This window comes from Microbacterium sp. CH12i (assembly GCF_000685355.1).
Taxonomy (GTDB): Bacteria; Actinomycetota; Actinomycetes; order Actinomycetales; family Microbacteriaceae; genus Microbacterium.
This window is the reverse complement of record NZ_JHET01000016.1, coordinates 49439-76182: the sequence shown is the minus strand read 5'-3', so window position 1 is coordinate 76182 and position 26744 is coordinate 49439. Positions and strand designations below refer to the sequence as shown.

General features: G+C 61.2%; 28 protein-coding genes. 11 read left to right on the top strand and 17 right to left on the bottom strand.

The features are described from left to right. Positions 1 to 150: 150 nt before the first annotated feature. The 15 genes from DC31_RS16495 to DC31_RS16425 all read right to left on the bottom strand — a co-directional run bounded on the left by DC31_RS16495 (position 151) and on the right by DC31_RS16425 (position 14535). Entirely contained in the window at positions 151 to 462 is a 312-nt protein-coding gene (locus DC31_RS16495; RefSeq protein WP_036282148.1) for a hypothetical protein, read from the bottom strand. Next, a complete protein-coding gene (locus DC31_RS16490) occupies positions 459 to 1229 on the bottom strand; it encodes a ParA family protein (protein WP_036282144.1) in 771 nt (256 codons plus the stop codon). The genes DC31_RS16495 and DC31_RS16490 overlap by 4 nt, the downstream gene beginning before the upstream one ends. A gap of 167 nt (positions 1230 to 1396) precedes the next feature. After that, complete coding sequence (locus DC31_RS16485; RefSeq protein ID WP_036282141.1) at positions 1397 to 2182, bottom strand: hypothetical protein; 786 nt, start codon at positions 2180 to 2182, stop codon at positions 1397 to 1399. A gap of 1057 nt (positions 2183 to 3239) precedes the next feature. Continuing rightward, positions 3240 to 3500 carry a hypothetical protein gene (locus DC31_RS16480; protein ID WP_235201578.1) on the bottom strand — a complete coding sequence of 87 codons (261 nt, stop codon included), beginning with the start codon at positions 3498 to 3500 and terminating at the stop codon, positions 3240 to 3242. Positions 3501 to 3569: 69 nt separating this feature from the next. Next, entirely contained in the window at positions 3570 to 5735 is a 2166-nt protein-coding gene (locus DC31_RS16475; protein WP_036282138.1) for a hypothetical protein, read from the bottom strand. Continuing rightward, the gene (locus tag DC31_RS16470; RefSeq protein ID WP_036282135.1) at positions 5732 to 6001 is read right to left on the bottom strand and encodes a hypothetical protein; all 270 of its coding nucleotides are present in this window, start codon (positions 5999 to 6001) and stop codon (positions 5732 to 5734) included. The genes DC31_RS16475 and DC31_RS16470 overlap by 4 nt, the downstream gene beginning before the upstream one ends. Before the next feature lie 69 nt (positions 6002 to 6070). After that, the gene (locus tag DC31_RS16465) at positions 6071 to 6595 is read right to left on the bottom strand and encodes a hypothetical protein (protein WP_036282132.1); all 525 of its coding nucleotides are present in this window, start codon (positions 6593 to 6595) and stop codon (positions 6071 to 6073) included. 2 nt (positions 6596 to 6597) lie between these two features. Then, on the bottom strand, positions 6598 to 7707 hold the full coding sequence (locus DC31_RS17290; protein WP_051607206.1) for a M15 family metallopeptidase: 1110 nt from the start codon (positions 7705 to 7707) through the stop codon (positions 6598 to 6600). Then, positions 7704 to 8651, bottom strand: coding sequence for a hypothetical protein (locus DC31_RS16455; RefSeq protein WP_036282129.1), 948 nt, complete (start codon positions 8649 to 8651; stop codon positions 7704 to 7706). The genes DC31_RS17290 and DC31_RS16455 overlap by 4 nt, the downstream gene beginning before the upstream one ends. Continuing rightward, positions 8627 to 9781 carry a hypothetical protein gene (locus tag DC31_RS16450; RefSeq protein ID WP_036282126.1) on the bottom strand — a complete coding sequence of 385 codons (1155 nt, stop codon included), beginning with the start codon at positions 9779 to 9781 and terminating at the stop codon, positions 8627 to 8629. The genes DC31_RS16455 and DC31_RS16450 overlap by 25 nt, the downstream gene beginning before the upstream one ends. Then, positions 9781 to 12354 (bottom strand): ATP-binding protein, encoded by a 2574-nt coding sequence (locus DC31_RS19785; RefSeq protein ID WP_036282122.1) that lies wholly within the window; start codon positions 12352 to 12354, stop codon positions 9781 to 9783. The genes DC31_RS16450 and DC31_RS19785 overlap by 1 nt, the downstream gene beginning before the upstream one ends. Before the next feature lies 1 nt (position 12355). After that, positions 12356 to 12967, bottom strand: a complete 612-nt coding sequence (locus DC31_RS16440; protein ID WP_036282119.1) for a hypothetical protein — start codon at positions 12965 to 12967, stop codon at positions 12356 to 12358. Between the two features lie 9 nt (positions 12968 to 12976). Beyond that, complete coding sequence (locus DC31_RS16435; protein ID WP_152545473.1) at positions 12977 to 13210, bottom strand: hypothetical protein; 234 nt, start codon at positions 13208 to 13210, stop codon at positions 12977 to 12979. A gap of 54 nt (positions 13211 to 13264) precedes the next feature. Further along, the gene (locus DC31_RS17285; RefSeq protein ID WP_051607204.1) at positions 13265 to 14281 is read right to left on the bottom strand and encodes a conjugal transfer protein; all 1017 of its coding nucleotides are present in this window, start codon (positions 14279 to 14281) and stop codon (positions 13265 to 13267) included. After that, the gene (locus DC31_RS16425) at positions 14281 to 14535 is read right to left on the bottom strand and encodes a hypothetical protein (protein WP_036282114.1); all 255 of its coding nucleotides are present in this window, start codon (positions 14533 to 14535) and stop codon (positions 14281 to 14283) included. Before DC31_RS16425 ends, DC31_RS17285 begins: the two co-directional genes overlap by 1 nt. Before the next feature lie 262 nt (positions 14536 to 14797). Between DC31_RS16425 and DC31_RS16420 the strand changes: the two genes are divergently transcribed. Then, positions 14798 to 15520 carry an RNA polymerase sigma factor gene (locus tag DC31_RS16420; protein ID WP_036282111.1) on the top strand — a complete coding sequence of 241 codons (723 nt, stop codon included), beginning with the start codon at positions 14798 to 14800 and terminating at the stop codon, positions 15518 to 15520. Here DC31_RS16420 and DC31_RS16415 read toward each other — a convergent pair. Next, on the bottom strand, positions 15517 to 15837 hold the full coding sequence (locus DC31_RS16415) for a helix-turn-helix transcriptional regulator (RefSeq protein WP_036282108.1): 321 nt from the start codon (positions 15835 to 15837) through the stop codon (positions 15517 to 15519). The genes DC31_RS16420 and DC31_RS16415 overlap by 4 nt on opposite strands. A gap of 241 nt (positions 15838 to 16078) precedes the next feature. Between DC31_RS16415 and DC31_RS16410 the strand changes: the two genes are divergently transcribed. The 8 genes from DC31_RS16410 to DC31_RS17280 all read left to right on the top strand — a co-directional run bounded on the left by DC31_RS16410 (position 16079) and on the right by DC31_RS17280 (position 22352). Further along, positions 16079 to 16768: an SAF domain-containing protein gene (locus DC31_RS16410; protein ID WP_036282105.1), complete on the top strand. Its 690-nt coding sequence runs from the start codon at positions 16079 to 16081 to the stop codon at positions 16766 to 16768. After that, positions 16768 to 17526: a hypothetical protein gene (locus tag DC31_RS16405; RefSeq protein ID WP_235201577.1), complete on the top strand. Its 759-nt coding sequence runs from the start codon at positions 16768 to 16770 to the stop codon at positions 17524 to 17526. The genes DC31_RS16410 and DC31_RS16405 overlap by 1 nt, the downstream gene beginning before the upstream one ends. Positions 17527 to 17595: 69 nt before the next feature. Continuing rightward, positions 17596 to 19209, top strand: coding sequence for a CpaF/VirB11 family protein (locus tag DC31_RS16400; protein WP_036282102.1), 1614 nt, complete (start codon positions 17596 to 17598; stop codon positions 19207 to 19209). Continuing rightward, entirely contained in the window at positions 19206 to 20081 is an 876-nt protein-coding gene (locus tag DC31_RS16395) for a type II secretion system F family protein (RefSeq protein ID WP_036282100.1), read from the top strand. The genes DC31_RS16400 and DC31_RS16395 overlap by 4 nt, the downstream gene beginning before the upstream one ends. After that, positions 20078 to 20965 carry a hypothetical protein gene (locus DC31_RS16390; RefSeq protein ID WP_036282097.1) on the top strand — a complete coding sequence of 296 codons (888 nt, stop codon included), beginning with the start codon at positions 20078 to 20080 and terminating at the stop codon, positions 20963 to 20965. Before DC31_RS16395 ends, DC31_RS16390 begins: the two co-directional genes overlap by 4 nt. Before the next feature lie 136 nt (positions 20966 to 21101). Further along, positions 21102 to 21530, top strand: coding sequence for a hypothetical protein (locus DC31_RS16385; protein ID WP_081813933.1), 429 nt, complete (start codon positions 21102 to 21104; stop codon positions 21528 to 21530). Beyond that, the gene (locus DC31_RS16380) at positions 21527 to 21970 is read left to right on the top strand and encodes a hypothetical protein (RefSeq protein WP_036282204.1); all 444 of its coding nucleotides are present in this window, start codon (positions 21527 to 21529) and stop codon (positions 21968 to 21970) included. The genes DC31_RS16385 and DC31_RS16380 overlap by 4 nt, the downstream gene beginning before the upstream one ends. A gap of 7 nt (positions 21971 to 21977) precedes the next feature. Further along, complete coding sequence (locus DC31_RS17280; protein WP_051607203.1) at positions 21978 to 22352, top strand: hypothetical protein; 375 nt, start codon at positions 21978 to 21980, stop codon at positions 22350 to 22352. 25 nt (positions 22353 to 22377) lie between these two features. On the opposite strand, the gene DC31_RS20680 is transcribed toward DC31_RS17280, so the two are convergent. Next, complete coding sequence (locus DC31_RS20680; protein WP_442921918.1) at positions 22378 to 23520, bottom strand: RNA-guided endonuclease InsQ/TnpB family protein; 1143 nt, start codon at positions 23518 to 23520, stop codon at positions 22378 to 22380. 29 nt (positions 23521 to 23549) lie between these two features. Here DC31_RS20680 and DC31_RS16365 point away from each other — a divergent pair, with 29 nt between their 5' ends. Then, positions 23550 to 24194 carry a hypothetical protein gene (locus DC31_RS16365; RefSeq protein ID WP_036282094.1) on the top strand — a complete coding sequence of 215 codons (645 nt, stop codon included), beginning with the start codon at positions 23550 to 23552 and terminating at the stop codon, positions 24192 to 24194. A 1028-nt stretch (positions 24195 to 25222) separates the two neighbouring features. Next, entirely contained in the window at positions 25223 to 26707 is a 1485-nt protein-coding gene (locus tag DC31_RS16355) for a LysM peptidoglycan-binding domain-containing protein (RefSeq protein ID WP_036282089.1), read from the top strand. The last annotated feature ends 37 nt before the right edge of the window (positions 26708 to 26744 follow it).

The following is a 26744-nucleotide window of genomic DNA, read 5'->3' as shown; positions in this document are numbered from 1 at the left end:
GGCGAACGGGTTGGACAATGGTCGACCAGTCGCCGTGGATCCGTGGAGGTGACGAGTCGGACGGGTCGCTCCTCGCGGCGCGGGGTGCTGAGTACACACGTAAGGCCCGTCACAATGAGGACGGGCCTTACGTGTATTTCAGGGGATGATTCAGTCGCTCTTCCCCCATCGGGTGCGAATTGCATCTTCGAGCGCTGCGCGGACGGTGATGCCTTCAGTGGCGACTGCGGTGTCGAGGATCTCGATCACTTGCTCTGACAGCCGCGTGCTGAGGGGGACGGTGATCTCTCGACCTCCTCGTCGAGCTTTGGGCGCGGGCGCTGCAGGAGAAGCTGCTGGCGTGGTCTCGGGTACTCGTTCCTGAGTTCCCTCTATCGGTGTCGAAGTGATCGGATCGACGTTGTTGTCGGCTGCTGGCTTCGGTGCCCGCTTAAGTGATGTGGGGCGGTCTGACTGGCTCATGCGAGCACCTTCCTTGTGATCTCTTTGTAAGCAGTGACGACTGGCTCTCCCTTGCGGAAGTTTCCGTACCACTGCCCCACTGTGCGTGCTTCCTGGACGATGGTTCGCGACGGGACGATCGGCGTCAAGAGGAGGCCGGTTTCACGCAGCTCGCCGATGGCATTGATTGCGACGCGGCTCATGATCGTTTCGTTGACGTTTCCTACGACGATGCCGGCCTCCACGAGATCAACTGTCGCCCCTTGTCTCTCGCGCAGCCGTCGGAACTCTGCGACGCTCTTTCTGGCGCCTTCAACACCGTCGACCCCATCCTGTGTAGCGGATGTTGCGTAGACGATTGCATCGGCAGCGTAGAAGGCGCTGAGGGTGAGCGGACCGCCCTGACGGTTGGGGCAGTCGATGATCACGACGTCGGCGTCAAGTCCGATGAGTGATTCTTTGAGGCGAAGTTCGAGACCCTGAGAGGAATCCTTCTCGCGGTTGGAAACACTTCGGTGCGAGGGGATGACTCGGAGGTTTGGGTGCCAGCTCGAGGGGACGGCCAACTCTTTTGCCCATCCTTCAACTTCGTCGTTGGCAAGGATGGCGCCAACGTGCAGGCCTTCCTCTTTCGGCTCCACGTCGAGCCATTTCGTTGTAGCACCTCGGGGGTCGAGATCGATCAGGACTGTTCGGTGTCCTTCTTCGGCGGAGACCATGGCCAGGGAGACAGCGGTCGTGGACTTCCCGACTCCCCCACTTTCGTTGTAGGAACCAAACACTCTCATGTTCGCCTTCTTTCATGCATGCAAGCATGATTGCTTGCTGGCTTTCAGGACTGAACCTAACGTTACATTAGGGAAGATAGTTCATGCAAGCATGCTTGACAGATTTCTTTCATTCCGTCTAGCTGTCATTCTTGGTTGCCATCATTCTTTCTGTCATGCATGCATGCTTAGACGAGTCGAAGGAAGGGGTTCATGTACGGCATCATCGACGGGTCTAGTTGCTCTGGGGGAGTGGTGGCCACGAATGACGTTGAGGTGTCGGTGCGCTGGATCTGGATTTCAATCAGACCGTCGGCGGTATTGGACCACCTAAGCGATGTGGCGGTGGCTTGAAGTGTCCATCCAGCGGCGGTGAGGGCCTTATTCAGGGTTGTTAGCTCTCCGATAGCCGTTTGGAGCTCACGGTGCGCAGCGTGAAGCTCTATCGATGAGCCGAGAGCTGCTCTAACAAGTGCCTTGACGTCTGTGCGGCGCTCGCGCAGCTTCGGCCGGCGGAGTTGCCGGTTCTGCGCAAAGAAGGCTGCTGCTGCTGTGTGGGCAGCTTCGCGGTCTGTCTCACTGAGTGGGGGAGAGCTCTCAGAGGAGTGTTGGCCTTCCTCGCGTTGGCGTGCGCGTTCGGCGGATTCTCGGCGGATCCGTTCGATCGTGGTCTCACCAACAGCGAGTTCGTTGAGGCGCTTCAGGGTCCATGCGAAGAATGCGATCTTGTCGCGCTGCTGGTCGGGATTGGGGGAGGGCAGCTTGCGTGCGGCAATCAACACCTGCAGAGCATCGTTGAGGCTCTGTGGTGTGTAGCGGTCAGGAGTGACGTTGTAGCGCTCAAGGATCTGGATCAGGTTTCCGATGTGTCGACCATTTCGTAGGATCCCCGGCTGCAGCGGAACGCCTTGACGGGGGAGAGGGCCGCTGCTGAGGAAGAATCTCTGAGCAATCTGCCATGCAAATCGCTGCATTCTGAGATCGCGAGGTGTCCGCTCAGCTCGTTGATGTGATTTCTTCCTAGGCTTTGGACGCGAAGCGGCCTCCTTGCGCGTTTTTACGCGCTTTGGTTCCCATCTCTTAACTGGAAGAGGTTCTCTAACTGAACCCCTACGGGGTAGGTGGAAAGTATCCACAGCTTCATCACCGAATGTGCCTTCGGCCGCGCCGGGATCAGTCGTGGCAACAGTGGGGGACGGAGCTGGCACTGTGAGCGCACGGACCGATGCGGCCGCCTCCTGGTAGCTGCCGTGGCTTGCACGGGCCTGTGAGCGTTCCTGGGGGGATAGGTGGCGGCCGCGGACCAGCGTGACGGCCATCCCAAGAGATTCGATGATCCGCCTTGCGGTGCCGACATGCCGACTCGACATGCCGACGCGCTTCGCGACTGTCTGATGCGATGTCATCACGCCTCGACCGGAACCAGAATCCGCTGTCGACGCATCTGCCCGGGCAACTACAAGTACCGTGTCGGCCTTAATTCGACCAGCGCAGAGTGCGGCTCCTGCGGGGGAAGTCAGTAGCTCACGCAGTAGCTCGAGCCAGGAGACCGCCGAGTGCCATGCGAGCACGCCACGATGGGCGCCATCTTCGACCGGGAGAGCCCAGGAGGAACACCCTCCCGTAACCCCACGGCGGCGAGGAGCACGCACGGATGCGTCATCGATCGGAAGATCGCCTTCACGTTGTGAGGCTAGAGGGGAACTCTCGTAAGGCGTACGCGAGTTACGTAAGCCATTAATCTGCTGTTCAGAGACTGAATCTTGCTTGCAATTTTCAATCAAACTGCTTGCAGTAATCGGTTCTAAATGATGGAGATAACTCCGACGCTGGGATATGATGAGACCACCTCCAGGTGCCCCCTGGTTGGTATGACAAAACCCCGGGTGCCTGCCCGGAGTGACATACAGCTCAAGACGCCGACCGCCAAGTCGGCCTCGAAAGCAACTTGATTCAGATCAGTAGCGGCAAACTTCTGAGATCTGAACCCAAAGCGAATTGGCCCTCTGCCTCGGCAGGGGGCCTCTTGCGTTAAGCCGTGTCGATAGGCAGCTCCCCGTCCCGATCGAGTTCCGGAACCCATGGAGGGATGCCCTGATCCGTGAGTTCCATGTTCGTGGCCATACTGTCGACGAACTCGGAGACAGACATGCGTGAGCGAGCAGCGACCTCGTTGAAGAAGGCACGAGAGGTGCGTTCGATCCGCCAGTTCACTAAGACTGGGTCGACGAGAGCACCCATCTTGCGGCGGGGCTTCTGCTCGCGCACCTGCGGTTCGGCCGGATCGGACATGCCGCCATACAAGCACATATATGTGGTCGTGTCGATGATTGCTGCGCGGCGCGTCTGCTAAGACTGTCATCACATCTTCCCCTCATCTGGATCAAGAGGGGTGCGGGTGATGAGGGTTACGCCGGTGGGAATGGTCTTGGATCCAGGGTCTCCGGTGGCGAAGTCGCGGTAGGAGAAGGTGATGTCGTCCTCATCTTCTTCGGCGAACTCGACCAGGCCCCAGGCGTCGGAGTCTTCGTCTACGAGGAGCAGGATGCCCTCGGCGCGCAGCTCGCCGTCGACAAGCAGCTCCTCGGGGAACTGGTCGACGGCGGGGGAGTAGCCACTGAACATCTCGGCTTCATCAGAGATCTCCGGTTCTTCCTCCTCGATCTGGATGCGCTCGAGGAGCGCGACCTTTGCGGCCTGCTTCTCCCGGCGGGCGTCACCTTCCGCATCGCCGAGGATCTTGCGTTCGCGCTCGATGAGCTCGGGGTCGCCGGCGTTGATGATTGCGGTCGACATGTGATCGCTGTAGTCGACGGGGATGGGCTTTCCCTTGTCGTCGAACTCGATGATGTCTTCGTCTAGGTCGACGATCTTCACCAGGTCGTGGATGCGCTTCTTCGGTCGCATGTTCTCGACGATCTTCAGATCGTCTGGGAACACCCAACGTTCGGGGTGCTCGGCGTCGGTCTGGTACGGGTCGGGTGTCCAGAAGCCTTGGACTTCGACGGCGTGGCCCTGTTTGTTGTAAGCGATGCCGCGGCCCTTGGCGGTGGTGGGGATCGTTGTACCAGTGGTGTAGTTGTTCCACATCATCTTCGCGGCCTCGGCGGAGAGGCGGCCCCAACTGGCACGGAAGGTGTAGTTGTCGCGCATGTCACCGGTGAGGAAGTCGGCGTCGGGGCGCTGGAGGCCGTTCATGATGTGGATACGCATCTTGCGGCCGAGGGAGGCGATGTCGCTGATCTCGTCGAGAACGGGCGGCTGCGCTGCGGCGCCCCGGGGCTTGACCATGCGGTACCAGCGCAGCAGCGCGTTCTTGAAGGTCTTGAACTCGTCGATGACGAACAGGATCGGCACGAATTCCTCGAGCCGGATGGATCCGGCCTCGTAAGCGGCCATGCGACGCTGCATCTCTTCGTAGACCTCGTGGGCTACCCGCGCCTGGTGATCGATCCGGCCAGCAATGAGCATGACGTTGGGCCAGGTGCGCAGCCCGAGCATCTCGAAGCGCTTGCCATCGATGCCGTAGATCATCCAGCCGTGCGCGGCGAGGAACCCGATGACACCGAGCTCGCAGACGGTCTTGCCCTTTCCGGTCTTGCCTGTGGTGAGGAAGTGAGGGTCCTGCTTGGGTCGCCAGCTGACGGTGTTGCCGTCTTCGTCGATCGCGACGGGCACGGCCAGGTCGTCGTAGGTGGCGAGGGGGTCTACGTTCTCAGGTGCGAGAAACGGGTTCGGAATGACGCTCGGCAACTCGGGGCGCGGCTCCATCCAGAAGGTGTCGTTGGGGAGATCCCAGAACGCCCGCCAGCGCCCCTCGAGCACACCGGATATCTGCGACTCGACGGAGGCGCGCACCCCGCTGCGAGAGAGCTTCGGGGCGACCTCGTACTTGACGCTGATGCGGGTGACCTTCGTCGCCGTGATCGTCTTGCCGTCGACCTGACGGGTCACGGCCTCGGTGTCGACCGTGGTGCTGGCGCTGCTGCCGAATGTCTTGGAGACGATGAGCTTGGAGCGTTCGATTTTCTCGTCGCGTTCGCGCTCTCCCGCAGAGGTGCCGGAGGCAGCCATGATGACGATGCTCTTCTTGTGCTTGACGACCTTGAACGCGGAGCCGAACTGCCGCTTGGCGAGGCGCCGGATCTCAGCGAGCATCTCGGGGACTTCTTCGTCGGCGAGAGGGTTGTAGGTGACCTTCAGACGAGTGGGCTTGCCGACCCAGCTGCCCCGGTACCTTGAGGGCACTACCTGACCGCGGTGTGGGTCTGGCCATCCGAGGATCCCGTGCACTCGATGCAAGTACAGATCGGCGTCGTCGTGGCGGTCACGATTGCGTATGTACAGAGCCATGATCCCTGCGATCATCACCATGGCGATGACCCCGGTGAGGATGGTGAGGGGCATGTTCCCGGTGAGGTACGTGAGCATGCCGATGGCGATCGCGACGAACACGATGACAGCGACCGCCGCGGTCGGGGTGGGCCTCGGGGTGAGCTTGGATCCCGGAATGAGGAGACGACTCATGGCTTGGGGCTTTCCTTACGTGCCGCGTGACGGCGGAACACAATCACCGCAAGCGTGATCAGGGAGCCAAGGATGCTGAGCGCTAGGACTACGCGGGGTAGATCCAGGCCCGCGCCGTCACCAAAAGGGATGAGGATGTGCTCAGTGACGAGGATGTGCCATTCGACGAAAAGATCTCGAACGGGCTTGAGCAGCCTGGCCAGCAGCATCGGACCAACAAACAAGCAGGTGAGGAGTACGAGGAGGTCGTCATTTCGGCTATTCAAGATCAGCTCGCTTTCGATAGGTGCTCATCTGTAAGTGGTGGGCGACGAACGCCGGAACCGACAAATTCGTTAAGGATTTGTCTCCGGCGGCCGCAGCGTGAAGACCTTCCAGACGCCATCACCGGCGTCGACCTCAACGAAAAGCACGATCTCAACCCGCCAGATGCCGGCATCGGTCGGGACGTCGACGACTACGAAGGTCGAGCTGGGAGCCTCGACGACACTGGCTGGCCCTGTGATCTTCGACGCGATGATCTGACGCGGGTCAGTGAACTCCCAAGCGACGGCGGCTTCGGGCGTGAGGAACTGCGACAAATCTGCCCACCATGCGTCGTAGGAGCGCGCGTGAGCGACGAAAGCAGCCATTGTGGCCTCTGCCACCTGAGATGCCTCCTGTTGGCTCTGTAGCGTCGCAAAGTCGCCGCCAGAGCCGGTTCCTGCGGTGGGCAGCGTGACCGGTCGAGAGGTGTCTTGCGTAGTCGGTGCAGTCGGAGCCGCGGTTGGGACCGTGTCAGTGTCCGGGGATGCCGTGCAGCCGACCATGAGGGCAGCTGCTGTGACGATGGATGCCACCGCCGTGAGATATCGATTCATGCTCAATTCGCCTTTCCCCAAAACTCCCAGTGCCAGGCCTCATCGGGGCCACCTGGGTCTCCTGGCTCCGCCCATTGCGGGTGCACCCACCCGTACGAGGGCGCATTGCGCTTGAGCCAGTCGTATATCGGGTGGCTGTAACTGATGCGCCAGTGCTGCTGGTCGCCAATGTCGATCGCCAACGCCCAACCGTGGTTGCTGGTTCCGGGCGTTGCTGCCTCATTGCCGTACTCTTCTTTCGCCTGGACCTGCTGGTCGTAGTCGCGGTATCCGTCGTTGATGGGCAGGTGATATCCGAAGTCGGTGACGAACTGCCTGTCCATCTCGACAAGTGCTTCGAGTGCGTCAGCGCGCAGCGTGTGACGGCCGTCCCATGGAACATTGCCGAGGAGATTCGTCGGGATCCTGCCGTTGTCGAAGCCGCCCCATGGGCCAGGAGGATCTCCATTGGGGGTCGGGTAATCGCCTCCAGTTCCGACCTGACACGTCTCTGCCCCAGGCTCCGTGGTCAGCGGCAAGCCAGTCAGGGTGCTGACGATCTCGGTGGCGTCATCAAAAAACTGTTGATAGTGATACGGATTCGTATTGCCCTGCACCCGATGTGCGGCAATCGTCGGCTGCAGAGTTGCCCATCCGTCGACCTTCACCAACGCCTGAAAGAACAAGTTGGCGGACTTCTGCGGGCTCATGCGATCTTCGACAGATCCCCACCACGTCTGTTGCTGGAACAAGCCAATGCTGGACGTGGGTGTGCCATCGGGATTGCGGACACCACCGGTCTCCCAGTCGCCGTAATCGATGCTGATCAGGGAGGACTCACCCATCGCGGTCATGACACCGATCACCTGAGCCCGGCCGTCCAAATTCATCGCCTTGGCAGCGATGACGATGTGTGCGGCATTGACGAGCTGCTCGTGCTCCCATCCTGCGATCGGACCTTCGGGAACGTTCTTCACGTCCACCGTCTTGGGCGGTTCCCCTCCAGGGAAGCAATTTGCGCCGCTGCCGCCGCCGGCGATCGCCGACATCATCAGAAGTAGGAACACGAATCCTGCAATCGGCACAGCACCGATCGCCGCCAGAGCGATGAGGATCCCGCCGGCCTTCTTCACCGCTGCGTCCCCCGGGCGCCGGCGGCAGCCTTCTGCAGCCGTTCACGAAGGTGTGAGGTCGAAGATTTTGCCGGTGATGTGCCCTTCGGCCTGGGAGCTTCTGTGATCCGGTAGACACCGCCGCGGTGAGGGGCCTCACGTGGAGCGATCGTGCTGACACCATCCTTGTCAACTTCGATGCTCCTGCCGAAGCCAGTGAACGTGGGTCGCTGTATCGAAGGGGAACTGGAAGTGTCTGATGTCCGGGAGTTGTTTCGCTGCGAGTCGTTGGCGTGAGTGGGGGCGCCCTTGTCCTTTGTCGGGCCAACGTTCTGCGTGCCACGCTGCAGCACGTACTTGCCGCCTTCTTTCGAGAGGGCGAGTACTGCCGCACTGGTTCCTCCGGTCGCCGCCGCGAGACCCACCGAAACACCAGTGGTGAGCAGCTTCCCGGTCTTCTCCTTCATCGTGGTCTTCTCTGACGTCGGAGAAGCATCAAGGGCGAGCATGGGCTTTCCCACAGGCAATGCCTGCTGGCTTGAGGGCGTTGAACTCTGTGAGGTCATGGGCTCAGGCTTGGGGCGTGGTGGCTTCGAACTCGAGGGAATCGGAACCGCTTTGGAGGAGGAACCGAAGCCACTGATCTTGTTCCCGATGTAGCGTTCCGCAACGCGACTGATCGTCTTCCGGATCGGATGCGGTTTCGGGCCTGAAGAGCCGCCGCCAGTGAGGCGAGCCAGACGCTCAGAGAGGCGTTCGCCAGCCTTCTTCGCCTTTATCCACTGCCAGATCAGGACTCCGATCATGGTCAGTACGAAGACGTCCAGGATGCCGAGCTGCGCGATCGTCGAAAGCCCAGGGAGCCCTGACATCGCCGTCATTATCGAAGCGACTATCGAGAGGAAACCGGAGACGACGATGAGAGCTAGTGCGACTCCGATCACACCGATGAAAGTTCCGACCATGCCACCCCACCAGGCCTGATATCCGACGTCGCGACCACAGCGAAGTTCGCGATCATCCACTTGCCAACGCTGAAGACGGAGTACCCGATTGCAATCAGCAAGATGACACCGAGGCCGACAGCCAAGAGGTTGAGGATCTGCGAACCGAAGGTAGCGATCCCAGCGCTGAAGGCGTTCGCGATCGTCGGGTGCATCGCGTACTCGCCCGCCGCAGGATCACAAGCCTTTATGGCATCGAGAACTTTGTTCCCGCCCGTTTCCAGCGGGCCGACTTCCATCATCACCTTGTTGAAGGTCTCGGCGCATTGCCCTTCGAGAATGTGGCCGAACGCTACCTCCTGAGCGGGAAAGCGGACCCATGCATCCATGACCTGACCGAGGAGAGAGTCCGTCACGATCTGCTTTGAGACATCGGCTGATGGAGCCTGGTTGAGCAGGGAGGCGTCGCCGGTGGCGATGGACGCGGCGATCGCCCCGCCTGCGGCGCGTGCCTTTCCCAACAAACCGTCTGGGCCCGTGACCATCCCAACCGGATTGGCAAGCACCGTGCCGGCGAGCGCGAAGGCGCCGAGAGAGATCAGCATCTTTGTCATGCCAGTGGCCAACTGTCCGCGGAAGAATGCAACGGTCACGACGATGCCCGCGATGATGAGGCCGGTCGTGACCCATCCGATTTGGGCGATCGCATCGGCGATCAGCTTGAAGATGGCCTCGAGTGGGGTGGTGAGCCAGGCGACCCATTCCATCGTGATGAGGAACTGCAGGAACCACATGCCCCAGGAGAGGCCGAAGATGTTCGCCATCCAAATTGGGTCAGCGATCTGTGTGACAAAGAAGTTCGTTGGACTGGTGATGGGGTGGCCGCGGTCGACTGGTAGGAAGACGTAGTGCAGCAGATCGACTCCGCCGGAGTCTTTCGGGTTCAGTGAGGACAGGAACGGAAGACTCTGGATGCCTTCGCCATCGGCCGCGAAAGCCATAATCGCGTGGCCACCAAGCAGCGATATCGTCAGCCAGGAGCCGACGATCAATGCGAATGTGCGCGTCTTGTGGCGCCGAATCCACTTCCCGATCCTGCGGAGCCGGCGCCAGACGATATCTGCGTCACGGACGAGTGTGTAGGGCAGCATCACGCCACTTCTTCCAGGTCTGCAGCGCGCGCTTCCTGACGCTTCTCGTTCGGGGTTGTGAGCGTCGCCATAGCGCGATCGGGACGGCGGGAGATCCGGGTGCGGATTTTACCCATTCGGCCACGTGCATCCCGGAGCAGAGCCTCACCGCGACGGTCTACCGGGACGAGATTGTCGGGGCCGAGGGGGGAGAGTCCCTCGGTGACGATGCGGATGTTCTCTTCGCTGTTCTCGAATCCTTTCTGGAACCACTCCAGGTTGTGCTGGGCGGCATCGGTATCGGTCTGACGAGTTAGCATCCGGTTCTTGATCAGCGAACGGGTGACCTCGTCGCCGAAGTCGCGGGCATCTTGCGATGCAAGCAAGCATGGAGCTCCGTGCTTGCGGCCATCACGAAGGCTCAGATTCACCATGCTCAGGCCCTGCGGGCTGGCGGTAACGTGCGCGAGTTCATCCACAGCCCACAGCGCGATTTCGTCTTTGTTCGCCCAGCAGATCTCTTTCGAGAGGTGAGCCAACAATGCATACATGGCGTGCCCGAACTTCTTCTCCATTGGCAGCATCCGGAACAGGTGCTCGTTGACGAGCTCTTCGTTCGTTGGCAGAGCGACACCGTGCGTGAGGAAGACGATGCCGCGGCTGCGGAGATCCAGCGGTGGCAGCTTGTCGTCGAACAGCACCTGGCCAAACTCGGTCTCGCTGTACAGCTCCATGAGGCCAGCGAGGCGGTCAGCATGAGGGTTCGTCTGTCGGAGCTCTTGCAACTGCCACAGGAGCCGGTTCGCGCTGACCAGATCGTTGTCGACGGCGCGACGCTCAGAGAGGATCCGGTGGAGGAAGACGCCTTCGGGATCTTCCGGAGCGACGTTCAACAGCGCTGAGAAGAGCGTGAGCATCTGGCTTGCGCCGTGTCGTGCGCCAAAGATTCGCAGCGGATCGAGCGAGAACTTCGCGTCGACGAGGTCGACGATGGATGACTGAGTCTGATCGATCGAGGACGCGAAGACCCCGTACTCCTTGTTCTCGGTGCGGTCGATGGCGACGAATCGGCCACCACGATCGTGAACACCGCCCAGGATGATCTTCATCGCGACGGACTTACCTCCGCCGGGCTCTCCAGCAAGGCCAATTGAACCGGAGACGTTGCCCTTCACCTGGCCCCACAGGTCCAGCAGTACGGGGCGTGAGACACCGTTGCTGATGTTGTCAGCGAAGAGAATCCCCTTGCCATCGCCGAGATCAGTGCTGCTCATTGGCGCGAGGGTTGCGAAGTGGGCACCCGTGGTGAGTTCCGCGAATTCTCTGGTGATCCGCTCCGTCGCCGCACCAGGCCACATCGCCCACCACAGTTTTTCCTGACCGCCGATCGGGATATCGAACTGGAACTCGAGATTGTCGGCGAAGTATTTCCGTGTGAACCGCGCCTTGTCCATCGCCTCTTCGGGGGTTGCCCCACCGATTGCGACGATGAACGTCGCCTGCACCTGGACCTCGCGCTCAGTGGCGCCCAAGGCCTGGTGGAAGTCACTGAGGTCTTGTGCCTTCTGATCGAGTTCGCCCCCCGAACCGGTGATCGCTGCTGTGCCCTCCTGCTGGTCCATCTGGTCGGTGATGTTGACCTCTTTACGCGAGTTGCGGCGTCGTGCCTCCCGCGCGCTGATGCTCTGCACACGGAAAACCCAGTCGGCGTTAACGCCGAGCTCGTCGAGAGAGCCAATCCAGTCGAGATCTTCGTCCCATCCGCCAGCGGGTGAGCCCGAAAGGGTCATTAGCGTCTGGTAGCTGGTGGTGTCCGTTCTGGTGTTCGTCACCTTCAAGAATCGGTTCTGCAACGGATTTACTCGGGTGAGCTTTCCCCGAGGATCGGACTGGCCCCCCTCATCAACGTGGGGCACTGGGTAACTCTTCGCTGTCGCCGTGTGACGCATGTGCTCATCAGGGGTAAGACGCGCAACACCAGACGGGAGATCTTCCGCACGGCGGCGAGGCGCGGGCTCTTCGTACAGGCCTCGGGTCATGGCGTGGTTGGCAATCCAGACCTGTTCGGCAACTGTCGAGCGTCGAGGGAAAAACCCCTTGGGGAGCGCCTCTTCAACGCGGGCGGCTGCGCGCATTGCCACTTCAATCTCAGCGGCCGAAGGTTCTGCGACGGGCAACGCCAGGTTCTCTCTGACCGCATATTCTGTCCACGCCCACACTGTGCGCGCTTTGTCGGCTGGGGTGATGGCTTTCAACGGAACGCTGATCCAGTACTCTCGCCGGCCTTGGGGTCGCTCGTCGAACTCGTCCATGTTGAGGAGAACTTCTTCTGCCCAGGCGGGGTTCTCGACGACATCAACACCGTCGAGCATCTGGTTGGCGATGTCCTCCGGGGAAACGGTGCCTCCCAGGCCGAGCAGCATGTATTCACCGACGAGGCTCTGGGCGAGCGCTCGATGGACGCGCCGGCGGGTCTCATTCAGGTCGCTGCCGCCCAGGCCTTTGGGGAGACCTTCGATTCTCCAGGTGGCCCACACCGTGCCGGTACGAGTCCACTTCAGATGACCCTTCACTGCGATATCCGGGATGCGCATGTCAGCCTTCCTTCACACGGGCCTGCTCAAGCAGGCGATCAAGTCCCGACGCGAACGCAGGAACGGACACCACGGGGCTGTGTGGCTCAGTGGTGTCATTGGTGGCGATGAGGGGACTTTCATCGACGAGGGGGCTCTCATCGACGACGGCAGCCTCCTCGTCGACGAAAGTTGCTGCCATCTCCACCAGTTCTTCAAATGGGTCAGCCTCGATGAGCACCGTCCCTGTGACGCGGTGCGGTGCTGGCAGTCGCACCGGCCGCCCGTTCAACTTCCCTGCGGCGGGTGCAGTAATCGCACCTGCCGCATCGAATGCGAGGTTATGGATCTTGCGTCGACTCGACGGGAGCTGCCCCGATGCCCACAAGGCGAACGCTGATGCGATGAGCAGGGTAAGGATCCGGATCAGTGGATGCGAACCTGCCATAGGCCCCCACAACGGCATCGTCTGCCACCCGACGGCGAGTACGAGCGCACCAACCACGAACTGCGCCGGCGTGTAAGGGCCGCCGGGCAGACGAGAATTCCCGGCCTTGCCGATAAGCAAGGGGATCCGGGTGATGCCGGTGAAGAACCGCGCAGTGCGCGGCTGCTCATTCCGAGGGGTGGTCATGATCTGGACTTAGCCGCTGAAGGTTTGCTTGATCAGATTTCCGACGAGCTCGAAGCCACCATTGACGGCGAAGTACCCGAGGCCGGCAATCAGGAGCCCGCCGATGAATGCAGCAGCTGCCCACCCCTTCCGGAAGCAGGTGATGACGAATGCTGCGAGGAAGATCGTCACGGCGGCATTGCGGAACAGGGCCGCCAGATCGTTGTTCAGGGAGTTCGCTGTGTCAACGATTCCGGTGGACACGAGCTTCGTCTGCACCCCCCTCGATGGCGGACTGGACTGTGGTCATGATGCGGTTCATTTCGAATCTCCTTCAGTGGTGTCGCCGGTCGGCGATGGTGTGGGTGATGCGGGCAGGGGAGTAGAACTCGAAGGCGCAGCCACGGAAGTCGCCGCTTCCAGATCGGTGACCTCCCATCGGCCTGCGCGTGCGGTGAGGTGGACCCAATAGGTCGCCGTCACGGCTTGGCCGTTGCCGTTCTGGAGCGCGACATTCGCCTGTACGTGGATCGCCTCGCCATCAGCCGGATCCTCAGACGGCGGCATATCGCTGTACTGCGTCACAGGAGTGAGTTGTGTGAACGGTGCTGGGCTGATCGGAGAGATCTCGACACCAGGAGTCAGATATGAGCTCGTGCTGCCTTGCCCTGTCAGATACGCGGTCAGGAGCAGGTTGACGGTCTCGGATGCGGGATCCGACATCGTCAACTGGTTCGTGTAACCGAGGCCGTTCTGAACTGGGTTCGTTGACGGCCCTGTCTTCGGTGCCGGCAACCCCAGGGCACTGAGCTGGCCTCCATCTGTGTCGACGGGAACTTCGAAGTACCGGCGGATCCACGACGGCGGATCTTCCGCGACCGGCTTCTCGTAGACGTCAGCCCCGACAAGGACCGTGACCAGATCGCTATCCTCCGCCGGCACGATCTCAGCAACAGAAAGATTGCGGCTGTCGAAGGGCTGATCGCCGAGATTAGCGGGAGCGATGCTGAGATACGGAGTCAGGGCTGAGACATCGTCCTTACTGGACGAAAGCCACGCGCCAACGAGACCAACGCTGTACGCGCCCGCACTTTGCTGCAGCGGGGTCAACGGAGATTCGGAGCTGGCAACAACAGCCGGAGGCTGCGATGTCGGCTTCAACAACACCACCCCGAGCGCGAGCGGGGCACAAAGCCATCCGATCACCACGAGAACGCCGACTGCCTTGGAGCCGAGCACAGAGCCATTCGTCCAACTAGACGTCTTGACTGCAGAGCCAGCGGTGACGGTCTTGTCCTTCTTCGGCGGCCGGGGCTTCTTCGTCAGCAGGCTCATCACACATCTCCTCGAGGAAGGTCGACAGGCCCAGTCGTAATCCGCTGGAAGGTCTCTGCAGCGGACTCGTATCGATGCGACTGCAGGAAGGCGAGAGCGCGCTGTTTCGTGGACGGATTGAACAGACCTTCATGCAGATCGAGGGCGATGTCCTGGCCCTCGTCGTAGACCCCGAGCACCTCGGACTGATCCTTCAACTGCCCGAGGAGCTCCGGCCCGATCTCGTCCTCGCGACGGTCCGCCTGTGAGCCCATATCGATCTCTCCTGTCGATCCGGGCCCCTACGTGGACCCTCCTACCCCTAAGGGGCGGCTGGAACAGGCAGAAACCGACAAATCAATCAAAGAAATCTCAGCCAGAACGTGAGTACACGACGAGAGCCGCGGATTTATGCGGATGTCGGGCAAAGGCCCGCGCCAGTTCTCACACCAGAAGAGGCAGCTAATACACGTATCCGTACACGCGAGCTGAGGAACGTCGAGGGCGATCAGGTTCACATCACCACTGGGAGTTCCGATGTCCTCCACCATTCAGCCAGCACCTCTGATGACCCGCCTCAACCTCGAATGGGCGAGCAGCCACGCCGACCGAGAGCACCACTTCGGTCAGCTGGGTATGCGCGTCTGCGGCGAGCTAATCGAAGAGATCCGCAACGCCCAGGGCCAGACCGAAGACGCACTGCTCTACGAGCTGATCGTCCTCGCTCGCCAAGGAGACAAGGTCTCTGAACGAGTCCTCGTGCAAGTTCTCATTCCGGCCGCCCAGCGGATGGCGCACCGCGTCCGCAGCCTCGGCGACATGGATCGCGCCGACCGCGTTGGATACGCGATCGGCAAGGCGTGGGAGATGGTCGGCACCTACAAACTCCACCTTCGTGAAAAAGTCCACGCGAACCTCACGATGGGATTGCTCAGCCTCCTCACTCCCAAGAAGACGCAATACGACATCGTCGTCGCCGATCGCACCACACCGGTCAGCGACGAGGTCCTCGAAGTCGTCGCTGGCGAGTGGAACGAACCAGACGCCCCCTTCGAAGTCCTCGCTGCGCGGCTCTTCACCTGGGCTATCGACACCGGCGTTCTCACCCGTGACGAGACGGCACTTCTCGCACGGGTCGCACTCGGTGAAGAAAAGCAGACCGAGATCGCAAAAGAACTGGGTGTCTCCGTCGACTGCGTGAATCAGCGCATCGCCCGCGCTCGTCGCCGCCTAAAGACTGCGTACCGCGAACAGTTCTAGCGATCGCTCTGCAGCGCTGCACACAAGACGGCCAGATCTCGACCTAAAGCCTGCCTGTCGACGCGCCACACCAACCGATTGAATCCAGCCTTAGCGCCGACCTTGGTCGGGTCTTTCTCCTGGACGAGGATCCCGGACGCCACCAACGCCTGAGTGTGCGGGACGAGAGTCGTCCGACCGACTTCCAGGGCCTCCATCAGATCCTGCGCCGTCACCGTGCCACGATCCAACGTCGTGCGGATGATTCCCGCACGCAGCGTCGGCATGCCGAATGCACGCAACACGCTTGCAAGCTCATCCGGGGAAACGCGGGTCATATCCCCATTGTGGCATCCGCGTAACGATCCAAATTCGGATCCCAGCCCGTCAGGGCCGCGGTTTACGCTGAAGATGGCGCCAAAGATAGTGATTTAGCCACCTACAGGCTTTCGAAAAACCCGAAAGCCTGTATTCTGGCCATAACCACCGGGGGGTGGCACCGCACACAGGATCAACTTGTCGGTTCAGAACGTGAGATACCACCCCTTCTAAGTAGAAGCCCTCACGGAAGGACCAGAAGTGACGATCACGGAAGCGCAGCTCACCACGAGCTCCACGGAAGCGACCAGCAGCACCAAGGACGCACCCGCGGACGTCAAGCCCGTGCGCACCCGGAGATCCGCGCTCTGGGCAGCAGCAGCCATCGCGATGCTGCTGCTTGGCGCGCTCGCTGGAGTGTTCATCTACAACCAGGCCAGCGATGCAACTCAAGTCTTCGTCGCGAGTAGCGACATCGTCCGTGGTCAGACGATCGCGAAGGGAGATATCACCACGATCTCGATCACGTCCGGCCAAGACACCAACACTTTCACTTCCACTGAGGCTGACGAGGTTATTGGGACCATCGCCACGGTGGACATTCCACTGGGTGGCCTGATCACAACCTCATCTGTTTCCTCGGCTCTGACTGTCCCTGAGGGCAAGGCTCTCGTCGGGATCATCCTTCAGCCGGGCCGACTTCCCGCTCAGCAGCTGACTGCCGGCGACAACGTCGTCCTTGTTCCTGTCCCTGCACAGGGAGCAGTCCCCGTGGATGTCGACATCACTGCTGACCAGACCATCCCCGCTGTCGTTTCGCAGGTGCATGCCATCCCAAACACCAATGACGTCGTCGTCGATGTGTACGTCTCAAATCAGGCGGCGCCCACGGTAACCAGCAAGGGAGCAGCCGGCGTTCTCGCCCTCTTCCTTGCCCCGGGGGAGAAGTAATGGTCGTTATCGCCCTGACCAGCTTTGCTGGCGCTCCGGGTGTCACGACGGCCGCGACGGCACTCGCAGTGCATTGGCCGCGCCCAGTGCTTCTGGTCGAAGCAGACACGAATGCCGTGTCGTCGCTGATGACCGGATTCTTCCGCTCAAACCTCCGCACCACCGACGGAGGAATCGAGAAGCTGGCTTTCGCATTCTCGAGGGACTCGCTCGAGGCGGAAGATCTCCTGGACTCCGACTATGGGCTCTCAATCCCCGTGCACGATCTACCCCCCATCCCCACGATGCCGATTCCTGCGATTCCCGATGGCCACAAGATGTGGGTCATACCTGGCTTTGTGAACCTCGGCGTAGTTGACGGCGTCCGCAGCCTGTGGGCCAAGCTTCCTCGTCTCCTCGGCGCTCTTGCAGATGGAGGCATTGACGTGATCGTCGACCTCGGACACCTCGACATCGACGACGACCGCTTGCCTCTCGTCGATACCGCTGATCGTGTCGTCGTCAGCGCCACTGCATCGATGGTGGATCTGAACCGGACATACCGACGTCTCGAACTCTCTGACCTCAACGATCGCGCACGAGCCCCAGGTAGCGAGCGGTATTGGACTCTCCTGAACACCACGGTGTCTGAGCGGATTCCCGCCCGAGAGTTCAGCACGCATGTCCTGCCGGTCCTCGCTACGCTGCCCCACGACCCATCCGGCGCAGCGTGTTCTCACACGGGCGACCAGACCCCAAGCGACCCGGAACGCCTATAGGGGAGCGATTCGTCGAGTCGTGCAAGACCTCCAGACGCTCAATGACCGCAAGCAGAGGAGCGTCAGTTGATGAACGATCAGCCGGATACCGAGATCGAGATCACGACTCGCCCATTCTTCGGTGACATGCTCGCCCCGTCCGCAGCTTCCAGCCGAATGTCCACAGCGGCACCTGAACCGGGTCGAGCACGCGAGAACCATCATCTCCTTGCTGCAGTCACAGGATCCCGCCCGCCGCTGCACATCGTTGATGACGAAGAAGCTCCGCCGATCGAATCGATCGAGGACGCTGAAGCGGAACCACTGCGTCCCAGATCGCGCCGACGCGGAACAGACGCGATCCGGCCGGCGGGATACCTCCAGGTGGACTGGTCGCTCGTCAAGCGACTCACCAAGGAACTCACGATTGCAGACGAGTCCAGCGGTCGGTCCCGTGGATCCTTCGACGTAGCCACCGCCTCAGCAGAACCAGAGAACGAGCTCGAAGAACGCACGATGGTCGAGATCCATCGCATCATCGACCGTCACACAACGCGCACTGTAGGCGAGCGCGGGGCCGATTTCGATTGGACTGAGCTGACTCGGTCGCACTACGCGCAGGCGATGTTTGACCAGGCGCACAGGTTCGGACGCCTGCAGCAATATCTACGTGAAGAGGAAGTCGAAGACGTCTCGGTTGTGGGGTTTGCGAACGTCGTCGTCACCAAGACCACTGGGATCCGTGAGAAGCGGAGTCCGATCGCCGAGAACGACAAGGACCTTGAGGACCTGATCTCCGAGATTGCCTCATACCGGGGGCGCACCTTTGCGAAGCCTTCAGGACATCTCGATCTGGATATCGGCGGAGCGCGCCTGTCAGCCACGGGTGTCGGGATCACCTCAGTGACCAACGCCACCATTCGAAAGCACAACCTCGTCGACATCACCCTCGAAGACATGGTCAAGCACCGAACGATCTCCCCGAAGATCGCGAGATTCCTCGCTGCGGTATCCCGTGCCAACATGTGTGTTTTCGTTGCTGGGTTCCCTGGTGCTGGCAAGACGACGATGCTTCGCGCTTTGATGTCCACCATTCGTCCTGAGGAAAAGATCGTCACGATCGAAACCGAGCGTGAGCTCTATCTGAACAAGCTCCCCGAACGGCACTGGCAGGTGCAGGACTTGCAGTACGTCCCGTCTCAGGCAGCCGGTGCAGATAGCGTCGCAGGATTCTCCCTCCAGCAGTGCTTGGATATCGCCCTTCGGTCCAGCGCTGAGCGCATTCTGTTCGCTGAGATCCGTGGTGCCGAGGGCCCGATCGCGCTCAAGGCGATGCAGGCCGGTAAGGGTTCGATGTCAACGATCCACGCCCGCAGCGCTGACGACGCGATCCACCGCTTTGCCGACGTGCTCATGAGCGAACTCGGGCTCTCAGACGACACCGTCCCGCTTCGTCAGATCATGCGCAGCATTGACATCATCCTCTACATCGACTTCATCGATAACCCTGACGGTACGCGCCGTCGAGTCATCACCGAGGTGACCGAAGTCCGACCTAACGATCTCGGCCAGCCGATGGCCAAGGCGCTGTTCAAGTACGACCTGGACCGTGACATCTGGAGCAACCCGGAAGAGCCGACTCCTCAGCTGGAAGCGCCTCTGCGTCGTGTGGGATACGACTGGGAGAAGGAGACGCGCGCATGATTCTGATCTCCAGCCTTGCCGGAGTTCTCTTCGTAGGTGGGCTCATCATGCTCGCGATGTACTTTCGGCCGGCAGCCCCGAAGGCAATTTCGTCAACGAAAACCACACTCAGAACGCGCTGGCAGCGCGTCAGTAAGAAGACGAAGAACAACCTCGTGATCGGTGTGATCCTCGGTGTCATCGCTGCCATCGTCTCGGGGCTCCCGGTGATGGTGATCGTGGTTCCTGCTGCGATGATCATCCTCCCGACGCTGCTGGGCAAGCCGTCGACATACGAGCGCGATCTTCTTCTTGCGCTTGAGGCCTGGTCGAGATCGCTGGCGGGGACGGCTGACACCGGCAGATTCACGCTGAGGGAGGTCATCGGGATCACACAGGGCAGCGTCCCCGTGCTGCTCAAAGCGTCCGTCGACCGCCTTTATGCACGGATGAGTACCACCTGGACCACTGCCGATGCTCTCCGCGCGTTTGCGGACGAGCTCGACAACACCTATGCCGACGAAGTCACCATCTACCTGATTCAGGCTGCCGAATTCAACGCCGGTGGATTGTCGAAGGCCCTCAACAGTGTCGCCGATGGACTCAGCGGAAACGCGAAGCGGAAGATCGAGGTGGAGGTCGAGCGCAACAAGCCACGCGAGACCATGATCACGATGACGTTCATCATCGGAATCACCCTCGCCGCCCTCGTGCTCTTCGCTGGCTCCGGACAAATGGACTTCTATCGAACGCCTCTGGGCGGCATCGCCTTGGCCCTCATCCTCAGCATGTATGTCGGCCTGATGGTCTGGGCAAAGAACATCACGCGGGTAGCCCCGGAACCGCGAATTCTCCAGCCTCAGGCATCAGTTGAGACAGGAGCCCAGCGATGAACCCGACGCTGATCGCAACGATTCCCGGACTCCTAGTCGCTGGCGGTCTGGCCATCATGATGTTCGTCCTCGCCCCTCGCACAGTGCGTGCCGGAGATGCACTCATCCGTCTTGGACAAGCTGCTGTCACACCAGTCACAGCTGCCGCACCTCTATCGCTTTGGGATCGTGCCGGCAGCTGGCTGTCGCAGCACCTGCCGCAGGTGAAGTTCCTCGCCCCGCCGGTTAGGGATCTCGACTTGCTGGAGATCTCTGTCTCCCGGTTCTACGCTCGGAAACTCCAGCTGGCGCTCCTCGGCTTCTTCGCGCCAGTCATCCTTGCGCTGTTCGTTCAGATCATCACGGGGCGCCCATTCGCCCTCCCACTGATAGTCAGCCCGTTCTTCGCGATCATCATGTGGGTGATCACCGACGGGCAGATCAAGGCGCGAGCGGCGGCTGCGCGTCGTGAGTTCACGAGATTCGTCAGCGTGTACCTCAAGCTCGTCGCCGTGGCGCTCCTGGGTAACACGACGGCGGATTCGGCGCTTACTGACGCTGCGTCGGTCTCGGACACGTGGGTGTTCCGTCGCATCCGTCGTGAGTACGCCCAGGCGGATCTCACTCGCACAACCAAATGGGATGCGATCGAGCGGCTCGGCTCACAAATCGAGATTCCTACGCTGATCGAGCTCGGGCGAACGATGCGACTATCCGAAGCGCGCGTTGGTCTTCGCGACCAGCTCCTCGCCACTGACGAGAACCTCCGCTCCGTGGTCGCCGCAGCTGACAAGTCTGCGGCCGAGAAGATCACCAAGCGGAGCCATCTACCCGTCTACATGACGTTGTTCCCGATCATCCTGATCGTGCTCCTCCCGCCCATCTACAGCCTCTTCACGCTCTAACCCAACGAAAGGAAATCATCATGGACGAAGTTCCCTGGAAAGCCGTCTGGATCGTCGGCGGAGTTCTCGCCGGCCTCGCCATCATCGGCCTCCTCAGCCCCTGGGCAATGGAATACATCGGGGGCGTGCTTCCCGGATGACCAGGGGAATCCGCCAGCACCAGGAACGCCTCGCCCGCTTTCGAGCAAAGCTCGAAAGCGAAGGCGGCTGGGCGAGCACGGTAGTGCTCATCCTCGGCACAATATTCCTGGTGCTGGGCGGACTCCAGGTCGCCCTCTGGTTCAATGCCGTCAACGTCGCACAGGCAGCCGTGCAATCCGGATACTCGGTTGCTCGCGCCTATGAATCGAACGCCGATGCCGGCAAATCCACAGCACTGCAACTCATCGCCGGGATCCCCCTATCGCTCCGCGACCCATCAGTGAGCATCAATCGCACGGCCGACACCGTCACGGTCACCGTTACTGGCAATGCGACTGCTGTGCTTCCTGGTATTGAACTCCTACTCCAGCCAGTTACCTACACGCACACCGGACCTGTCGAGCGGTGGGTGCCGGCGCCATGAACATCATCAAACGGATCATCCGCGACGACCGCGGAGATCTCGACGACCTTCCCGGCTGGACGATCCTCTCCATCTTCGCGATCGCACTGATCAGCATGGGGATACTCTTCGGCCGCGCCGGAGTGGTAGAAAACACTGTCCAAGCCGCAGCGTACGCAGCAGCCCGGGACGCCTCCCTCTCCCGCGGCGCCGATGCCGTCCCTCATGCCATCAGCGCCGCGCAAGTCGCCCTCGGCGACAACGTCACCTGCACAGATCTCGACGTCACCGTCGGAGGCAACGGCCTGAGCACAGGCCTGGGAGAAGCAGGCACCGTCTCCGCCACCGTCACGTGCATCGTCTCCTACAGCGACCTCGTCTTCCCTGGCCTACAGCTCCCCGGATCCTTCACCGTCACGAAGACCGCCCACAGCCCCGTCGACCCTTACCGAGAGAGGTAAGTAACCCATGAAATTCCTCACCTGGTACGTCGGCGTCTTCCTCGTCCTCATCCTTCTCGCGGGATTCGTCACCGATTCCCTCGGCAAGATCCAGACCCTGCAGCAAGCAATCTCGATCGCTCAGAGCGCTGCCCGGGCCGGCACCAACGCCGCTACCGGCAGCAGCGTCAACGGTGATGCTTTCGACCTCTCATCACAGATGGCAGTGACCGCAGCGCAGAACTACCTCGCCTCTGCAGGTGTTTTCGGCACGGCCTCCGTCGCCGGAGACACTGTGACTGTCACGGTGGAGATGACCTACCAGCCTCATATGCTCGGGCCCATCGAGCTACCGCTTATCCCTGTTGAAGCAACTGGCTCTGCACGATTGATCGGAAATTAACGGCTCCCAATTAGGGATTTCAACCTCAGGTAGCACCCACCATCTCGGAAGGAGATAGCGAATGTCTGACACCGTCTACAGAAGTGTGGCCCCGTTCTGCCACAGCCAAGATCGTCCTGGCGGCGTTCCTGTCTCTGCCTATCTCGAGGCCGCAGGCACATCTGAAAATGCGTTCGTGCAGCGGCACTCGCTTGGTTCTCGCAAAGCACCTGCTGCACGTCATAGTCGTGTACGCGGGCTCAACGATCACCACCGTGCGGCCAGCCCGCTGGGCATACTCGATCAACGTACGTTTCAGAGTTCCCACGGCAGCGTCCGCGGCTTTTCGAGCCATCTGGGACTTCGCGAGGAACATCGGACGGAAGTCTTCAACCGCGATGAGCTCATGGTCGGCAACGATCCGTCTTGCCCAGACGCGGCTGGCATGCAGGTTGCGCCGGGCGGCGGTCATGGAAACTCTGGCGGCTTCCCGCTTTGCGCGTCTGTAACCCGTCGACACGCTCTGACCGCGAGGGCGCCGTCGCCGAGCCATCTTTCGCTGAGCATGTGCGAGATCTTGCGCAGCTGCTCGGCGATACTCACTTGGCTGCAGGTCGTAGTCTGCGTTGGTTGTGGTCGCAGTGGTGGAAACGCCCCAGTCAATTCCGATTGCGTCCGTCGCAACAGACGGGGCGATTACCTCTCGTCGCGTAACGAAGGATGCGTACCAGTGACCCAAAGCGTCCCGGTAGATGCGAACAGATGTTGGGTCCGAGGGCAACTGCCTGGACCACACAACCGGTACCGACACCCCTTTAGGCAGCCTGAGCCGACCATCTCGAATCGAGAATCCTCGAGTCGAATATTCAAGACTGGGCGCAGTTCGTCGGGCGGACTTGAACCGTGGTCTTCTGCGCCCTTTGACCGAGAACGACTGAGAAAGGGCCACCGTAAAAGTGCGGAGCGTCTGTTGTTGGGCGACCTGCGAGCCCTCCCTGAGCCATTGGTGCTCAGCCCGCGACGCGGTGAGGCGCTTCGAAAGAGAGGGGTAGGTCGGTTTCGTGCCGCTTCTCAGCAACTCAACGGCCTCGTTCCACACATATCGGCTTCTGTGCCATTCAGCGACGAGTGCTTCAACCGCGGTCGCGCCAGGGCGCAATCGGTAGGTGTAGCGCACCGTCTCCTTCATGCCCATCACCATAGACCCGGAGTATCGACATGACACGTCATCGCAGCACAGCAACCGCCATTGCCGGAGTCCTCGCCGTCACCGCGATGATGCTCACGGCATGCACGCCCAGCGAGGCGACACCGACCAAGACGCCCACAGCGAGCGCGATGCCGACACCCGAGCAGACCGGAGCGCCGACGCAGGCGCCTGTCGCAGCTCCGAAGGACGAGTCAGAGGCCGTCGCGGCAGCGAACACCGCCTACATTGCCTTCCAGCAGGCCCAGTTCGATTTCATGGCCGATCCTGAGCTCGGAACGGATTATCTGGAGAACTTCGTCTGGCCGGGAACCCGCATGGAAACGATCATGCAGGACACATACAACAACAAGGTCGAGATGAAGACATCGGTGCAGGGTGAGCCGTTCGGATGGCAGGCCAATGAGGCACTGTCGTACGTATCGCCACTCACCAACCAGAGCACTGGAGAGGTGGATCCTCTCGGCTCGGTTAACCTCTTTGGTTGCAGCGACAACACCGGCACGACCTTTCTCGTAGGCGGCGTGGAGAACGCCGACATTCCCAAGGGCAGCTTCCCGTACCACGTGGAGCTGCTCTACAGCCCTGATTTCGAGGGATGGTTCGTCTCGAACTCGACTGAGATTACGGGGCAGGAAGGGGCGCCACTGTGTTGAGTTCATGGGCGCGCCGCGCCGCAGCCATTCTGGTGGGCTTGGTCGCGGTGATCGCAGTCTCGGTTTCTATATCGGTTCCTGCCGCTGCGGCGAACAATAACTGTCACACCAACTCTCAGGGCCAGGTTGTGTGCGATGTTGAGGTGGAAGTGCCGGGAAACCCGGGAGGCGGAACACCAGGAACCGGACCGGCTGACTTCACGCCGGGCCCGACGACCTGCACGTACACACCCAAGGAGGGCAAGCCGCGTGAGGTTCCCTGTTCCTCGAATGGTGGCTGGTGGGCGAACGACCTGCAGTGCTACTGGACCTTGGACGACCCGCAGCGTCCTGCCCCAACCGGCCGAGACGCCAGCGTAGGTGCGTGGTACTCCTGCATCCCGATCGAGCCGCAGGACTGCGGCGGTCGACTTTGCTACGGCACGAGCGTCTGGCGCGAGACGCCCCCACCCGGTGTGAACCGGTACACACCTGGGCAGGCAGCGGGTATGCTCGCCCGCACGTTCGAGCTCCATCCCATCCAGATCGGGATGCGCCTCAGTCAAAGGTGCATTCAGATGACCCCGCCGGGACGACACCGTATCGACGCACCTGGGTGGGGATCCCGGTCTGGCTGTGGGTAGATCATCCTACGGAGAGCACATGGGGCCCAATCACTCGGACTGCAACTTACGGTGGGGTGACAGTGTCGGGAACGGCGAGCGTGCAGTCGCTGACGTGGTCTTCCGGCGATGGCCAGACGATTGGTTGTGGTGCGGGGACTCCTTTCGATGCGGTTTCGATGGCCAATGTTGCTGCGGTGGATTCGCCCGACTGTGGGTTCCGGTACCAGCAGACTTCGGGGAATGGGTCGTTCACTCTCTCAGCCACGACGAATTGGGCCGTTGAGTGGGCCGGTGGTGGACAGTCGGGAAGGATCCAGATGCCCACGACGACATCGTCGACGACGGTCACGGTTAGTGAGCTCCAGTCGGTGAACGTGTCACAAGACGGCGATACCTTCAACGGGTGACCCGGAAGGAAAAACCATGAAGAAGCTGCTCACAGGTGCTGCTGCGCTCTTGGCCCTTGCGGGGATCCTCGCCGGTATTCCTCTGCTGTTGATCACTATTGCCGGGAGTCCGTTCCCGACCGGTGAACAGTGGCACGCGATCATCACGCTCACGCCCGACTACGGCAACGTGATCATGTTCACCAAGATCCTTCCGTTGGTGATCTGGGTCTTCTGGGCAGCCTTTGCGGTCCCCTTCATCATCGAACTGTTCGCGGCGATGCGTGGACGGCCGACAACGAAGAAGGTCGCCGCATTCCGCGTGCAGCAAAAGTTCTCAGCTGGACTGATCGCCGCGGTCGCCGTGATGTTCGCTGGTGGTGCCGGCGCGCTTTCTGCCCCCGCCCCCGCCGCTGCTGACACCTTCGCGGCGGCCACGGTGGACACTACGGCGAGCACGTTGGACTTCTCGCAGGCGGTGGCTGCTGCGCAGGCCGTTCAGGCGGCACAGGTGCAGCAGGCGGCTCCAGAGCAGCAATTTTTGTCGCATGTTGTGGTGGAGGGCGACACGCTGTGGGATCTGGCGGTGCAGTACTACGGGGCGGGTGAACGGTTCACGGAGATCTTCAATGCCAGTTTGGGTGTGCAGCCGGATGGTCAGGCATTGACAGATCCGGATCTGATTTTGCCCGGGTGGCAGATGACCGTCCCTGGTGTCTATGCAACGGCTCCCGTCGAGGAAACGCCTGCTCCGACAACGCCTGCTCCGAGTCCGGAGGAGACGATTCAGTCGCCAACAGATGCTCCTGTGCTCGATGGTGAAGAGGGTGGTTCTGAGGGTGCTGGTGGCGCGGGAAGCGCGGGCTCAGTAGGGGAGACCCAGGGCAGCGCTCTTGATGGCCGGGCGGTTGAGCGCCAGGTTGCCGAACAGGCTCCTCCAGTTAGGGAGGCCCCAGTCGAAGCGGCCGAGTCGGCGAGTGATGAGATTGACGCGTCGATCCCCTTGATGACGATCGGTGGCATCGCGGGGATGCTCGCAGCTGGTCTTCTTGTCGCCATTGGAGCGCGCCGACTACAGCAACGCCGCAAGCGCGCCAAGGGGGAGCGAATCGCGCTGCCGGATCCTGAGGTCGCGGATCTTGAGCTCGAGATGCGGATGGTAGAAAATCCCATCGGTGTCGCTGACGTCGACAACGCTCTGCGGACACTGCAGGCGTGGGCTGAGGACAACGGGGAGCAGCTGCCCGAGCTGCTCGCCGTTCGGGTCGCGGACGATGAGGTCGCGCTTTATCTTGCGGCTCCCGCGGATCTGCCGGCACCGTTCGAATCGATGCATGAAGACGGGACAGCTTGGGTTGTACGTCCCGGGATGGCGCAGGCGCCCGACCGGCCGACTGTTTCGCCATACCCGGCACTGGCGACGATTGGCACGGACGCTCAGGGCGGGTACTTGCTGCTTGATCTTGAGCAGATCGGATCCCTCACGTCGTCGGTGACGAGGAGACCGCGCGCGGGGTGCTGAATGCCCTAGCTTGCGAGTTTGCAACCAACCCTTGGTC